Source organism: Pseudomonas sp. LF020 (assembly GCF_053456425.1).
The window spans coordinates 146,923-161,295 of sequence record NZ_JBRFIX010000002.1 but is presented as its reverse complement, the minus strand read 5'-3'; the positions used below and the strand labels follow the sequence as shown (position 1 = coordinate 161,295).

Below are 14,373 nucleotides of genomic sequence, written 5' to 3'. Positions count from 1 at the left end.
GCCAGCGATGGGGCCTTAGCAATCAATACACATCCCGCCTACCTGTGATGTGCAACAGGCCGGCAATTTTTATAGGGCAGGCTTAGATCAATAAGTGACTAAAACCCGCCCCCTCCCTGTAACTCGATCCCTGTAGGAGCTGCCGCAGGCTCGGGCCGCGATCGGACGATCTGTTGATCTTTAACGTCAAAAGATCGCAGCCCGAGCCTGCGGCAGCTCCTACACTGGTCGGGTCAGAACTTGTAATTGACCCGCGTGTACAGCGTTCGCCCGAACGGGTCGCCGTATTTCGGGTCGTAACCGCTCTGGAAGGTGTAGGTCTGGTTGCTGAACGGTGGCTCGCGATCGAACAGGTTCTTCGCGCCGAGGGTCACGCTGAGGGTTTTACGCCAGGTGTAGGTGCCGGCCAAGTCCCAGACGTTGTACGAGCCAACGTAATCGTGGGTCTCGCGGTCGGAGTCGTGGTAACCGCTGGTGTAGCGGTTGGTCAGCGCCACACCGTAGGGGCCGTAGTTCCAGCTGCCGGTCAGGCTGTGGCGCCAGCGAGCCACGGCACCGGCCGAGGAAAAGTCGCCGCCACGAAAATCGCCGAGCTTGTCGATGTAGTCGCCCTTGAGCTGCTGCTGGTACTCGTAGCGGCTGACATAGGTGCCTTGCAGGCCGATGCCGAAATTGCCGTACGGGGTACTCGGCAAGCGGTAATCGAAGCTGACGTCGACGCCATTGGTCTTGATCTTGCCGAGGTTGGCCAGGCCGGTGACGATGTGATCAATGGAGCCGTCCGGCTTGCGCACCAGGCGATCCGGGTACAGTTCAGGGTTCTCGAACACCGCCGACTCCGGGAATTCGGCGATCTGGTTGGCGATGTTGATCCACCAGAAATCCAGCCCGGTGCTCAGGCGCTCGAACGGCTGATAGACGAAACCGAGGGTGACGTTGCGCGCGGTTTCCGGGCTGAGGTCAGTATTGCCACCGGTGCGGCTGTAGAACTGCTGGGCGCAGTCGCGGTTGGCGATCCCGCCGTTGCTCGGGTTGCCGCCGGCGCACAGCCGCGGGTCGTTGTAGTTGGCGACGGTGAACGAGGTGAAGTTCGGGTTGTACAGCTCGTACAACGACGGCGCGCGGAAACCTTCACTGTAGGCGCCACGCACCACCAGCTCCTTGAACGGCTGGAAGCGGAACGAGTATTTCGGGTTGGTGGTGCTGCCGAAGTCGCTGTATTTGTCGTGGCGCACGGCGGCGGACAGTTCCAGGCTGTCGAGCACCGGCACGTTGACCTCGGCGTACTGCGCCGAGACGCTGCGATCCCCGGCAACGCTGGCATTCGGGTCGACGCCCAGGCTCTGCACGTCGGCGGCGAACTGCGCAAAGTCCTGATGGAAATCTTCCTTGCGGTATTCGCCACCCAGCGCCAGTGCCGACGGTCCGGCACCAAACCAGTCACCGATTTCGCGACTGACGCGCCCGTCAATCGCCTTCACCCGCCCGACCGCCGTCGAGTAATCGCCGTCCACCGCGTTGGCTGCCAGCAACGCCTGCCCGGCAGCGGTCTGCGGACCAAACGGGTTGATGATACCGTTGGCAATACCGGCGCTGACGGCGCGGTCATTGACGTAACCGGCCTCGATCGCATTGACCACCTTGTTCTGGTTGTACGACGCGCCGACGTTGTAGTCCCAGCCGACGACGCTGCCATCGAAGCTCAACAGCAAACGCTGACCGGTGTTGTCGTCTTCGTGCTGGCGCGCGCCGACGGCGGTTTCGCGCCAGTTCACATCCACCGGTTGCGTCGGGTCGAGGGCAAAACCATTGGGGCCGGGGGTAATGCCGTTGCCGGGATAAAACGCCGTGCCGGGATTGACCTGATTGCCCATCAAGGTGCCGGGACCGATCTGCGTGCGGTTTTCGTTACGTGCCCAGAAATATTCGAGGCTGACATTGTGATCGTCCGCAAGCTTGCCGGTGGCTTTGGCGAACGCCGAGGTCTTCTCGGTTTCCGGGACCAGATCAAGATAGCTCCACAGGCTCTGACGGCAGATGCCATTGCGCGCCAGCAGGCCCGGCGCGTTGCAGCCGGAACCGGCCAGCGGATTGGTGGCGTTGCTGCCCTGGCTCCAGTTGGCCGGCGATGCGGTGCCGGAGGTGTAATCGAGGCCGCGTCCGGGCTGATAGTTGTAGGTGTAACCGCGATCCTCGGCAGCCAGCCGCTGCTGCTTGTCATGACTGACCACGCCGAACACATTGAAGCGGTCATCCTGCAGATCGCCGAAGCCCCAGCTGCCGCTGAAATTGCGACTCTCACCACCGCCGGCATGGGTCGGTGTGTCGTAGTTGGTGCTCAGTTGACCTTCAGTCAGGTTGGTCTTGGTGATGAAGTTGATCACCCCGCCGATCGCATCGGTGCCGTACAGCGCCGAAGCACCGTCACGCAGCACCTCGACACGGTCGATGGCAGCGAACGGAATGGTGTTCAGGTCGACCCCGGAACCATTGATCGCGTTGGTCGCGTTGTTGCTCAGCCGCCGGCCGTTGAGCAGCACCAACGTCTTGTTCGGGCCGATACCACGCAGATCGGCATACGACGCCCCGCCGCTGCTCGAACCCACCGAACGACCGGAGCCGACCGATGACTGGTTGGCGGAAATCCGGCTCACCAGTTCTTCGGTGGTGCTCACGCCCTGCTCGCGCAGTTCTTCAACTCGCAGAATGGTGACCGGCACCGCGGTTTCCGCATCGACCCGGCGAATTGCCGTACCGGTGACTTCCACCCGTTGCAATTGGGTGGTCGGCTCGTCGGCAGCGACCGCCGGCAAGGTATTGATCGCCAGCAGCAAGGCCAGGCTCAAACGGGATCTAACGGGTGAAAAATGGATCATGAACAGCCATCCCTGCGTTTTGGTTTATGCAGGGATGTGCAATGGACAGCAGGGTTTTATAGAGCCCGATTTAGACCGTTGGGTGATGAGGTTATGCAAAAAAATGGCACGTGTGGATCAAGCCAGCTCCATCTCTCTCAGCAACCGGGTATCCAGCCCAAACCGCTCCTGGGAAACCATCCTGAACTGCCCCTCCGCCAAGTCGCAGCTCACCAGCAGATTCCACGAGTGCCGGGTTGCCGCCGAGGGGATCAGTACAAACGGATGCTCTGCCAATAACGCATCGGCGAACAGTTGTTGATTGGGTGAAGGCTTGGCGGGGCTCAACCAGTAAGGGTTCGGCACATCCTCCGGCTGCACGATTTTCACTTTTGCTTCGCTGATGACCTCAAAACACGTGAGCACATAAGGTTCACTGTCCAGCGCATCAAAGCTGTGATGGGCTGCCACCTCCAGAATGGCCGATGACGGATCGACTGATGCATAAACGACTCGCCGCCCGGGTTTGTTCCATCGGCCACCATTGAGATTTGACCCCATCCCGCTGTTCCACGTCCCTCCGTAAACCTCGGCATCCAGCCGCCAGGCGTACCACTGCTCGTCCCAGGGCAAGGGATTCATGTGTAAACCCCATATATCAGCTGCCCCAGATACTGCTCCACCATCTGAAACCCGAGTGAATGCCGGATAAACTCCACGGGGACGCGACCGTTCAGGTAGGTGCACGGTTTGCGCAGCCACTCCTCGGCCCGTGACTGCCTCCCGAAGGCGCAAATGGCCTTTTCCAGCACCAACGCATATTGGTAGGCGACGACGCTCTGCTGCGGGTCAAGCCGTACCGTTTTACCTTCCTTCAGTAATCGTCGTACGGTTCTGACCGACTTGCCGGTGATACGTTTGACCATATCGTCTTGCAGATAAAGTTCAGAGGTTGAAAGCATGTTGACGACATCATTCAGCTCAAAACCTTCGTCGGTAAGGTCAACGATCAGAAAGGCGTCGTCACCTATGTTCTGGCCATTTACGAGCAAGTCGACAGGTCGGCCCTCGGCCTTCTTCACCCCCGTCAATCGGGGTACCTTGACGCTGGGCATCGCGACATCCTCCATGGGGCATCTGGCACGATCGGTGCGCCACTGAAGGCGATGGGAATAAGCAGGCGTTTCGTATTCGAGGTGGGGAGTTCGCATAATCCATCCGTTATCAGAGGCCTGAGCGTCCAAGCCGTTTACGACTTCAATGTCATGTCCGATGCTATAGATCATGCTTCCGACGACCAACCTGAGAATGTCGTCGGAAATATCCCCGTTTCTGCGAAAAAATCTCCCGTTTCCGTAGGACGTTACACACGCATACCGTGTGCTCAACTGCCGAAGTGATAACTCACATCCAGCCACCACTGCCGCCCGTACGGGTCATAGTTGCCGGTCGGGTAATACGGCCAGCCGGCCGAGTCATCGTGTTTGATCTGGTTGAGCACGTTGTTCACGGTCAGGCCGACACTGGCACGGTCGTTGAGCTTGTAGCGGGCGCTGGCGTTGAACACCGTCCATGGCGATAGACGCCCGTCACCCGCGCCGTTGGTCACGGAGCCGTAACGAATGCCCATCAGCGTCGCCGTGGCTTTCTGGTAATCCCAGGTCAGGCTGGCGTTGACCTTGCTGCGCCAGTCGTAATTGGTCCGCGATGTGCGCCAGTCCTGGGTCGGCGCCTCGTCCGACTCTTTATAGAAATGCGAAAGCACCAGGGTATAGCCCAGCGCCGAACTGAACGCGCCGTACTGGCCGGCGCCCCAGCGGATGTTGCTCTTGAAGTCCAGACCACTGACCCGCTCGCTGGCGGCGTTGATCGCATTGACCCGCACTCGCTGCAACTGATTGGGATCAATCGCGGCATTGCCCGAATTGCGGTCGATGCGCGCCAGGGTCGACTGGCAGTTGGCCGAGTTGATGTCCTGGGTGCCGTTGCGGCATTCGTTCTCTTGCTGCAACAGGCGGTTTTCGTCGACGGTGGTCAGCAGGTCGTCGATCTCGACCCGCCAGAAATCCGTGGAGAAATCGAAGTTGCGCGACGGCGACCAGACAAAACCATAGGTCCAGGATTTGCCGCGTTCGGACTCAAGATCCGGGGTGCCGCTCTGGGTGTAGTCGACCCGCCCGCGATCACACGCGCCCTGCACACCCTGGCTGCAACCGTAGTAGTCGATCTGCGCCGGGTAGTAACCGTTGCTGTCAGACTGGTAGATGTAATTCAGATCCGGCGCGCGGAAACTGGTGCCGTAACTGCCGCGCAGCAACAGGCTGGTGATCGGGCGCCACTCCAGGCCCAGATTGTAGGTCTTCTGTTGCTCGCTGCGCCCGCTGAATTTGTACTGATCCCAACGCCCGGCGGCGGTGGCCAGTACGGTGTCGGTGACCGGAATGCTGAACTCGCCACCCGCCGCGTAGCGCTTGCGCGAACCACCGGAGCTTTGCGCCGGGCTCATGCCATAAAAAGTGCCGTCATTCAGACCGTCATCCGGGTCGACGCGATACTCCTGTTTGCCCGCTTCCAGCACGCCGGCGAATCCGACCGGGCCGGCCGGCAGGTCAAACAGGTCGCCGTTGATCGAGGCGTTGTAGCTGGTCGAGACCGACTTGCTGCGCTGGGTCAGGTTGCTGCGAAACTGATCCCATTCCTGTGGCGTCAACGGGCGGTCGAGACGCGAGGCATCAGGTGCGAATACCGGGTAGCCGTCGCGTGTGCCCAATTGCGGGCCAAGGTAGAAATCCTGAATCGATGAAAGCGGCGTGTAGCGCGAGGTTCTGACGCTGCGATACTCAGAGCGGTTGGCCGCCAGATCGTAGCTCCAGCCGGTGTCGGCGATCTTGTCCGAGAGGCCGAGGGTGCCAGTCCACGACGTGTCGGTCCACTTGCTGTTGTTGCTGGTGCGCCCGCCGATTTCCTCTTCACCGTAACGCCGATACCAGCGTTCAAGATTGCCGCTGTTCTGGTTGATGAAATCCGGTGAAGTGAAGGTCGGGCCACGGGTGTTGTTCTGGATGTGATCGAGGCCATACATCAAGTCGGCAAACACCTGGCCGCTGTCGCTGAAGTGCCAGGTGCCGCGGGTGTAGCCGTCGTAGTTTTCCTTTTGCGTCTGGATCGTCCAGTAATCGTTGTACATCTGATCGGTGCGGCAACGACCCGCGTTGTTCAGCAACTTGTTGTCGAAGGTGCCTTGATAGGCGCCGCAACCTGGGCCGAGGTAGCGGTTGTTGCTCAGGTCGCGACGGTAACCGACATCCGCCAGCGGGCCGCTCTGCATGAAGCCGCGATCGTCGGCCCAGATCGGATCACGGTTGGTCAGCTCCAGGCCGAACAAGCCGTCGAAGTCGCCCCAACTGCCGCCGCCGCTGATTTGCAGTCGTTGATTATCGCCACCGCCACGCTCGCTGGTGCCGCCCTTGAGATTGACGTCGATGCCATTGATCTGCTTCTTGAGGATGATGTTGACCACCCCCGCAATCGCGTCCGAACCGTAGATCGCCGAGGCGCCGCTGCTGAGAATTTCGATGCGTTCGATGACCGCCGAGGGAATGTTCGCCAGGTTGGTGAAGTTGACCTTGCCGTCATAGGGCGTCGGGTAATCGGCGACACGCCGGCCGTTGATCAGCACCAGCGTGTGATTGGGGCCAAGGCCACGCAGGTTGATCGCACTGGCTGCCGGTTGCCAGGTGTTGCCGTAATCCTCGCCCTGGGTCATGCCAGTGTTTTGCGTCTGTGTCGCCAGAGCGTCATAGACGTTCTTGTAACCGCGCGCTTCCATCTCTTCGTGGGTGATGACGTTGACCGGGGTTGCGCCATCGCTCTGCGCGCGGGCGATTCGCGAACCGGTGACGGTGACTTTTTCCATGCGGTAATCGGCACTGGTGACTGGGGCCACAGCGCTGACTTTGGCCGCCACCGGTGTGCTCGCCTCGCCTTCACGCACGCTCAGGCCCTGAGCGCTTTGCTCGACTTGCAGGCCGCTGCCGAGCAAGGCTTTTTCAACGGCCTGACGCCCGCCCAAGGCACCGCGCACCGCACTGCTGCGTTTGCCTTGCACCAGATTCTGGCTGAAGGAAATCGGTACGCCGGTCTGGCGTGAGATGTCCAGCAAGACCTCGTCGAGCGGGCCACTGGCGATGTCGAAGGTGAACACTTGCACGGCAGGATCCGCAGCGAAAACCAACTGCGGCACCAGCCCCATCGCCAATGCGGCAGCGAGGGTTAAGCGCGGTAATTGTTGTTTGAATGAAATCATCAAGGGCTTCCCTGTTGAAGGCGTCTGCAGGGAATGAGCAGCGGGCCGGCGCTTTTTATAGGGCGGTGATTAGGCCAAGAAGTCATAAACCTATAACCGGACTCCACACACATCTGTGTAGGAGCTGCCGCAGGCTGCGATCTTTTGATCTTGCTTTTAAAAGATCAAAAGATCGCAGCCTGCGGCAGCTCCTACAGGGTATTAGGTGGAATTGAGGGTTCGATGCTGACCCAGTACGGGTTGTGCCAGGTGACGCGGATCGGCAGCGAACGCTCCAGCAGTTGCAGCGTGCGGTCGCTGTCATCGAGCGGATAGAGGCCGCTCAGGCGCAGATCGGCCACTTCGGGACTCAGGTGCAGAATGCCCCGGCGGTAGCGGCGCAGGCTGTCGATCACTTCGCTCAGTGGCCGGTCACGCACTTCCAGGCGACCTTGCAGCCAGGCGCTTTCCTGGCCGTTGCTGCGCTCGAGCGCCAGAATGTCCTGGGCGTTGAACAGCAGGCTCTCCCCCGCCTCCACCACTTGCCGGGCACCGCCGGCGGTGATCACTTCGACCTGCGAATGCAGCATCACCAGCCGGGTAGAATCGTTGCCCTGTTGCACCAGAAATTTCGTCCCCAGCGCACGCATTCGGCCGTGCTCGGTTTCAACCACGAACGGCCGCGCTGGATCCTTCGCCACTTCCACCAACAGCTCGCCGGTGCGCAACGCCAGCAAGCGTTGAACCGCATCGAATTGCGCCACCACCCGCGTCTGCGCATTCAGACTCAGCGCGCTGCCGTCCTCGAGAACGAAATCGCGCCGCTCGCCGGTGCCGGTCGCCAACTCCCCCGCTTCCGGCAGCCAGCCATAGCGGCGCCCGAGCAACCCGGCCAGCACAGCGATGCCGAGCACGCTCAAGCTGCCACTGACAAAGCGCCGCCGACTCGAGGGTGAGTTCAGGCTGTGCAGCAGACTGCTGCGCGGCAGCCCGCGCAAGCTCGGATTGCGCAGCAGGTTCAGGCCGCCGCCCATTTGTTCGATGATCCGCTGATGACGCGGGTCAGCCGCGCGCCACGCTTCGAATGCCGCGCGCTCGCCAGCACTGGCTTCGCCGGACTGCAACAGCGCCATCCACTGCGCCGCCTCATCGATCACCGCGTCGTCCGGCCTCATGCCTGCATCGCCTGATAGCAGCGCTTGAAGGCCTCGACCATGTATTGCTGCACCCGACTGGTGGAAACTCCGAGCCGTTCGCCGATTTCACTGTAGGTCAAACCGTCGAGTTGATGGTAGAGAAACGCGGCTTTGGCCTTGGCCGACAAGCCATTGAGCAAGCGATCGACTGCCAGCAGTGCTTCGATCACCAGCGCGCGTTCTTCCGGCGATGGATGCACCGGTTCCGGCGCCAGCGCCAGGCTTTCCAGATAGGCGCGCTCCAGGTCCTGGCGGCGCCAGCCTTCATAGACCAGGCGCCGGGCGATGGTGGTCAGCAGCGCCCGTGGCTCACGAATGGCGCTCGGGTCCGGCAGGGCCAGCACCCGTAAAAAGGTTTCCGAGGCGATGTCCTGTGCGCTGTGCGGGCAACCCAGCGTGCGGCCAACGGCAGCGCACAGCCAGCGATAGTCCTTTTGGAACATGTGCCCAATCAACCGGTAATGCGGGTTCTGAACATCCCCCATGCGTTGCTCCCTGAAACGGGTCCCACCCGCTGCGAAAATCCATGGTTCTGCCGGGATCGTCCGGCTCTTGATCAGGCGCGACTGTGCAATAGCGCTGCGGACATTTGAAGTAATAAAAAATCAGGATAAGCAAACCTTTGAGAATAAGACGTTCCGTCGCCGCAGAAATATTGACTGACACAACGTTGACCCCGGTCAGTTGCCCGCCCTGAAGCACTCTCTAATCTGCGCGCTCCATCGAACGCCAAGGACGGCTCACCAGGAGCCCGCGGCTATCCCTTCAAGGAAGAACACCATGCGATCACTGAAGATTATTCTGCTGTCCTCGGCCTTCAACGGCCTGACCCAACGTGCCTGGCTGGAACTGCGTCAGGCCGGGCACTCGCCCAGCGTTGTGGTGTTCACCGACGAGGCGTCGGTGTGCGAACAGATCGAACACAGCGGCGCCGATCTGGTGATCTGCCCCTTCCTCAAGGATCGCGTGCCGCATGCGCTGTGGAGCAATGCGCGGCGCCCGGTGGTGATCATTCATCCGGGCATCGTCGGCGACCGTGGCGCCAGTGCGCTGGACTGGGCAATCACCAACGAACTGACACGCTGGGGCGTGACTGCTCTGCAAGCGGTGGAAGAAATGGACGCCGGCCCGGTCTGGGCCACTTGCGAATTCAATCTGCCGTCGGGCTTGCGCAAGTCCGAGCTGTACAACGGTCGGGTCAGCGATGCGGCGATTCGCTGCATTCGCGAAGTGGTCGAGAAATTCATCGACGGCGTGCAACCAGTCGCACTGGATTACACCGACCCGAAAGTTCGCGGCCGCTTGCAACCGAACATGAAGCAGGACGACCGCACCTTCAGCTGGCACGACTGCTCGCGCTTCATCAAACGCTGCATCGATGCTGCTGATGGTCAGCCCGGGGTTCTGGCGAGTCTGGCTGGCGGGCAGTATTACGTGTACGACGCGCACCTTGATCAACGCACCGGCATTCCCGGCAAGATCCTCGCGGTGCATGACGACGCGGTGCTGGTGGCGACCGGCGATCACAGCCTGTGGATCGGCTCGCTGCGGCGCAAACCACTGCCCGGCGAAGAGACCTTCAAGCAACCGGCGCGGCATGTGCTGGCCGGACAATTGGCCGATGTGCCGACTCTCGACTGGTCGATCGCCAGCGAGCCATTCAACGACGAGGCGTATCAGCCGATCCGCTACCGCGAATCCGGGCATGTCGGCGAGCTGACCTTCGAGTTCTACAACGGTGCGATGAGCACCGAACAGTGCCAGCGCATGGTCGAAGCGCTGCGCTGGGCCAAGTCTCGGGACACCCGCGTGTTGCTGATCAAGGGCGGACGCGGCAGTTTTTCCAACGGTGTGCACCTGAACGTGATCCAGGCGGCGCAGGACCCGGGCGCCGAAGCGTGGGCGAATATTCAGGCGATCGACGATGTCTGCGCCGAACTGCTCAGCGCCCGGCAACTGGTGGTCAGCGGCGTGACCGGCAATGCCGGGGCTGGCGGCGTGATGCTCGCACTGGCTGCCGACATCGTGTTTGCCCGGGCCGACATCGTGCTCAATCCGCATTACAAGAGCATGGGCCTGTATGGCTCGGAATACTGGACCTACAGCTTGCCGCGTGCGGTGGGCCCGGCGATGGCCGAGCAACTGACTCAGGCTTGTCTGCCGGTCAGCGCGACGCAAGCGCTGCAACTGGGCATGGTCCAGGAAATCGGCCCACGCTGCCCGGATGAGTTTTCGCTGTGGCTGCTGCAACGGGCCAACGCAGTCCTGACTGATCCGACCTACGCCGCCGTGCGTGAACGCAAATTGCGCGTGGATCAGGTGCTGATCGAGCAATGCCGCGAAAACGAACTGCAGGAAATGCAGGAAGACATGCTCTACAACCGCAACCAGTTTGCCGAGAAATGCAGCCACTTCGTCTACAAGCGCAAAGCCTGCGGCACTCCGGCGCGGCTGGTGGAAGACTGGGCGCGGGTGCGCAAGGTCGAGTTGGCGGGTTGAGCTTCACCGCCCACTACGGCCTCATCGCTGGCAAGCCAGACTCCCACAGGTTACTGCGGCGTTCACAGAACTTGTGAACGACATAAAACCTGTGGGAGCCGGGCTTGCCAGCGATGGCGGTGGGTCAGGCATTGCTGGTTTGGCAGGCAGACCGCCATCGCGAGCAGGCTCACTCCTACAGGGTTCTGTGTCGTTCGGGAAGTCGATGGCCAGCGCAGAACCGTGTAGGAGTGAGCCTGCTCGCGATGAACGATGACGCGGTAGCGAGCCGGCACTTACAATGCGCACACCTCAGACTCCGGCCCGCCCATGGACATCGACCTCGCCCGCACTTTTCTGGAAATCGTCCGTCACGGCAGCCTGGCTGCGGCGGCGCAGAAGTTGTTCGTCACGCAGACGGCGATCACCGCCCGGGTGCAGAAACTCGAAAGTCAGCTGGGCAGTACGCTGTTTGTGCGCAACCGCGCCGGGGCGAAACTGACCGCCAATGGTGAGGCCTTCGTGGTCTACGCCAATCAACTGGTGCAGACCTGGGAAGCCGCGCGGCGCGACCTGCCGTTGCTGGACGGTTATCACAACGTGCTGCACATCGGCGGCGAGGTCAGCCTGTGCAACCCATTGATGCTCAGCTGGGCCGCCGAACTGCGCGAGAACATCCCCGGGCATGCCCTGCGTATGGAAATCCGTGACGGCGAAAATCTGTTGCGCCAGCTCGAACTCGGCGTACTCGATGCCGCGCTGGTCTATCAGCCGGAATACTGGCCCGGCCTGCAAGTCGAGCAGGTGCTGGAAGAGAAACTGATTCTGGTGCGCGCACCGAACCGCCCGGAGCCCTACGTCTACATCGACTGGGGGCCGGATTTCCGTCGTCAGCACGACGCCGCCCTGCCGGACAAGGCCAAAGCCGCGCTGAGCTTCAACCTCGGTCCGCTGGCCCTGCAATACATCCTCGAACATGGCGGCAGCGGCTACTTCCGTACCCGCGTGGTGCGCAGCTATCTGGAAAGCGGCGCGCTGGAAGCAGTGACCAAAGCCCCGGAATTCGGCTATCCAACCTATCTGGTGTACGCCCGCGAACGCGACTCGGCGACGCTGCAACAGGCCTTCGACCTCCTGCGGCAAGTGATCGAGACCGATGACGACTGGTCGCAACGCTGGAACCCGTTGAGCTGAGTCGGCCGCTTTACACCGGAGCATGGCGCAACTGACCTCAAGGTGCGGCCTGCACAAACGAGCGGATCGGCTAATCTGCCGGGTATAACAACAATACCCGCAGGTGAACGCAGTGAGGCAGACCACCGAGGCATTCCGCAGCCGCTACCGCGCGGCCATTCATCCGCTGTACAACCCGTGGCTGCACGGCGCTTTCGTGCTGCTGTTCGGCGTGCTGGCGATCGGCGCTTTCTGGAGCAGTACGCATCAGGTGCAGCCGCTGGAATGGCTGAGCGTGCCGCTGACCCTGCTGTTCTTCAACTTTGGCGTGTACATGGTTCATCGCCATCTCGGCCATCACAAAAAGACTTTCGCCAAGCTGTTCTATGCGCGGCATGCCGGCGACCATCACAGCTTTTTCACCCCCGGCCACATGACTTACGACGGCGCCCGCGACTGGCGGGTGATTCTGTTTCCGGCCTGGCTGATTATCGTGCATACGCTGGTTTTCACCCTGCCACTGTGGTGGCTGCTCGCGCAGTTCAACGCCAATGTCGCCGGGCTGTTCGGCGGCTGCATGGTCTTGGGTTATCTGACCTACGAGGTGTTTCATGCCTGCGAGCATTTGCCACCGCACAACCCGCTGACCCGCCTGCCGTGGATCCGCCAGATGCGGCATCTGCACGAATTGCATCACCGCCGCGAACGCATGCAGGAGCGCAATTTCAATATCGTCTTTCCGCTGATGGATTACCTGTTCGGCACCCTGTACTGGGAGCCACCACCCGCCCCGTTGCGCTATTCGAGATCGCCCATGACCCGCATGCAGCACCAGATCGATATCGCCGGCGAACCGATCGCCGTGCTCCGCTACGCCGCCAGCGTCAACCACTGGCCCGAGTGGCACCCGTCGTCGCTGAAAATCGACGGCCCGCAAGGCCCGCTGCATGCCGGCGCGCGTTTCGAAGAAGACATTCACGCCGGCGGGCGCGCCGGCCATTTGCGCTGGGAGGTCACTGAGTATCTGCCCGGTCGCCGCTGGTGCGCCCAGGCGCGGGGCGATCATGGCCTGTCGCTGCTGCTGACCTATGAATGCGCGGCGCAGGGCGACGGCACGCGTTTCGTGCGCACCCTGGATTATCAGTTCGACGGGCTGGGCATGCGCCTGGCCAATCTGTTGCTGCTCAAGCGCCGTATTGAGCGGGAATCGGCGACCTCGATGCAGGCGCTGCGTGACATGGCGCTCAGGCACCTGACGCTGACGGGGCACGTTTCATGAAGCGCCTGCTGTTACTGCTGGCGATCCTCATCATCGCGTTTCTGCTGCTGATGCCGACCAAGGTGCAGCCGGTGGCCTGGAAGCCACCAGTGGCACCGTCGCTGAGTGCCGGGCCGTACGCGGAAAACCAGCGCCTGAAAACCGCGGAACAGGTTGGCCCGGGGGACATCGATGGCCCGGAAGCATTACTTCTAGAAGGTGACTTTCTGATCACCGGCCTGCATGACGGGCGACTGATCCGCACCAGCCTCGATGGCAAACAACGTCAGGTGCTGAGCGACACTGGCGGCCGGCCGCTCGGCCTGGCCCGACATCCCAACGGTTTGCTGGTGGTTGCCGACGCGGTCAAGGGTCTGCTCTCGCTCGACGCCCAGGGTCAGCTGATTCCGCTGACCACCGAGGCCAATGGCCTGCCCTTTGGATTTACCGACGATGTGGCCATCGACAAGTCCGGTCACTATGCCTATTTCAGCGATGCCAGCAGCCGCTGGGGCTACGGCCATGACGGCGAAGCGATCATCGAGCATGGTGGCGACGGACGTCTGCTGCGCTATGACTTCCAGACTGGCAAGACCAGCGTACTGCTGGACAAACTGCAGTTTGCCAACGGCGTGACCCTCGGCCCTGATGACGCCTATGTGCTGGTCAACGAAACCGGCGCCTACCGCATCAGCCGTTACTGGCTGACGGGGCCCAAGGCCGGCACCCATGACCTGTTCATCGACAACCTGCCCGGCCTGCCGGACAACCTCGCTTTCAATGGCAGCAATCGCTTCTGGGTCGCCCTCTACGCGCCGCGCAGTGCCTTGCTCGATGGCACTGCCGGACATCCGTGGCTGCGCAAGATGATCGTGCGCGCCCTGACGGTTTTGCCCAAACCGGTGGAAAAACGCGGGTTCGTGCTGGGGCTCGATCTTGAGGGCAAGGTGATCGCCAATCTGCAGGACGCCAGCAGCGGCAATTACTCGCCGATCACCACGGCGCGGGAGTATGGGGACTGGTTGTATCTGGGGTCGCTGAAGGCTACGCACATGGCGCGGTTGCCGTTGGCGGAGGCGTTGAAGTGAGCCTGCTGGATGTGTGCAGGAATGACTGACGCCATCGCTG

At 61.6% G+C, this 14,373-nt stretch carries 10 protein-coding genes; 4 read left to right on the top strand and 6 right to left on the bottom strand.

Annotated elements, in window-relative coordinates:
- Nucleotides 1–233: 233 nt before the first annotated feature.
- The 6 genes from ACU680_RS04875 to ACU680_RS04850 form a co-directional block, all read right to left on the bottom strand.
- Nucleotides 234–2,876 (bottom strand): TonB-dependent receptor, encoded by a 2,643-nt coding sequence (locus ACU680_RS04875; RefSeq protein WP_448178802.1) that lies wholly within the window; start codon nucleotides 2,874–2,876, stop codon nucleotides 234–236.
- A gap of 117 nt (nucleotides 2,877–2,993) precedes the next feature.
- Entirely contained in the window at nucleotides 2,994–3,497 is a 504-nt protein-coding gene (locus tag ACU680_RS04870) for an RES family NAD+ phosphorylase (RefSeq protein WP_007967877.1), read from the bottom strand.
- The gene (locus tag ACU680_RS04865; protein ID WP_448178801.1) at nucleotides 3,494–3,970 is read right to left on the bottom strand and encodes an antitoxin Xre/MbcA/ParS toxin-binding domain-containing protein; all 477 of its coding nucleotides are present in this window, start codon (nucleotides 3,968–3,970) and stop codon (nucleotides 3,494–3,496) included. The genes ACU680_RS04870 and ACU680_RS04865 overlap by 4 nt, the downstream gene beginning before the upstream one ends.
- 269 nt (nucleotides 3,971–4,239) lie before the next feature.
- Complete coding sequence (locus ACU680_RS04860; RefSeq protein WP_448178800.1) at nucleotides 4,240–7,161, bottom strand: TonB-dependent receptor domain-containing protein; 2,922 nt, start codon at nucleotides 7,159–7,161, stop codon at nucleotides 4,240–4,242.
- A 191-nt stretch (nucleotides 7,162–7,352) separates the two neighbouring features.
- Nucleotides 7,353–8,315: a FecR domain-containing protein gene (locus ACU680_RS04855; protein WP_448178799.1), complete on the bottom strand. Its 963-nt coding sequence runs from the start codon at nucleotides 8,313–8,315 to the stop codon at nucleotides 7,353–7,355.
- On the bottom strand, nucleotides 8,312–8,821 hold the full coding sequence (locus ACU680_RS04850) for a sigma-70 family RNA polymerase sigma factor (protein WP_448178798.1): 510 nt from the start codon (nucleotides 8,819–8,821) through the stop codon (nucleotides 8,312–8,314). Before ACU680_RS04850 ends, ACU680_RS04855 begins: the two co-directional genes overlap by 4 nt.
- Before the next feature lie 295 nt (nucleotides 8,822–9,116).
- On the opposite strand from ACU680_RS04850, the gene ACU680_RS04845 reads away from it, so the two are divergent.
- From ACU680_RS04845 to ACU680_RS04830, 4 genes are all read left to right on the top strand, one after another.
- Nucleotides 9,117–10,835, top strand: a complete 1,719-nt coding sequence (locus ACU680_RS04845; protein WP_448178797.1) for a hydrogenase maturation protein — start codon at nucleotides 9,117–9,119, stop codon at nucleotides 10,833–10,835.
- Between the two features lie 309 nt (nucleotides 10,836–11,144).
- On the top strand, nucleotides 11,145–12,008 hold the full coding sequence (locus tag ACU680_RS04840) for a LysR family transcriptional regulator (RefSeq protein WP_448178796.1): 864 nt from the start codon (nucleotides 11,145–11,147) through the stop codon (nucleotides 12,006–12,008).
- Between the two features lie 112 nt (nucleotides 12,009–12,120).
- Nucleotides 12,121–13,266, top strand: coding sequence for a sterol desaturase/SRPBCC family protein (locus ACU680_RS04835; RefSeq protein WP_448178795.1), 1,146 nt, complete (start codon nucleotides 12,121–12,123; stop codon nucleotides 13,264–13,266).
- The gene (locus ACU680_RS04830; RefSeq protein ID WP_448178794.1) at nucleotides 13,263–14,333 is read left to right on the top strand and encodes an SMP-30/gluconolactonase/LRE family protein; all 1,071 of its coding nucleotides are present in this window, start codon (nucleotides 13,263–13,265) and stop codon (nucleotides 14,331–14,333) included. The genes ACU680_RS04835 and ACU680_RS04830 overlap by 4 nt, the downstream gene beginning before the upstream one ends.
- Nucleotides 14,334–14,373 lie beyond the last annotated feature (40 nt).

Excerpts from the sequence above, each read along its gene's own strand:
- ACU680_RS04870 (WP_007967877.1), bottom strand. The coding sequence starts at position 3,497 with ATGAATCCCTTGCCCTGGGACGAGCAGTGGTACGCCTGGCGGCTGGAT.
- ACU680_RS04830 (WP_448178794.1), top strand. The coding sequence starts at position 13,263 with ATGAAGCGCCTGCTGTTACTGCTGGCGATCCTCATCATCGCGTTTCTG.
- ACU680_RS04875 (WP_448178802.1), bottom strand. The coding sequence starts at position 2,876 with ATGATCCATTTTTCACCCGTTAGATCCCGTTTGAGCCTGGCCTTGCTG.
- ACU680_RS04845 (WP_448178797.1), top strand. The coding sequence starts at position 9,117 with ATGCGATCACTGAAGATTATTCTGCTGTCCTCGGCCTTCAACGGCCTG.
- ACU680_RS04850 (WP_448178798.1), bottom strand. The coding sequence starts at position 8,821 with ATGGGGGATGTTCAGAACCCGCATTACCGGTTGATTGGGCACATGTTC.
- ACU680_RS04840 (WP_448178796.1), top strand. The coding sequence starts at position 11,145 with ATGGACATCGACCTCGCCCGCACTTTTCTGGAAATCGTCCGTCACGGC.
- ACU680_RS04855 (WP_448178799.1), bottom strand. The coding sequence starts at position 8,315 with ATGAGGCCGGACGACGCGGTGATCGATGAGGCGGCGCAGTGGATGGCG.
- ACU680_RS04860 (WP_448178800.1), bottom strand. The coding sequence starts at position 7,161 with ATGATTTCATTCAAACAACAATTACCGCGCTTAACCCTCGCTGCCGCA.
- ACU680_RS04865 (WP_448178801.1), bottom strand. The coding sequence starts at position 3,970 with ATGCCCAGCGTCAAGGTACCCCGATTGACGGGGGTGAAGAAGGCCGAG.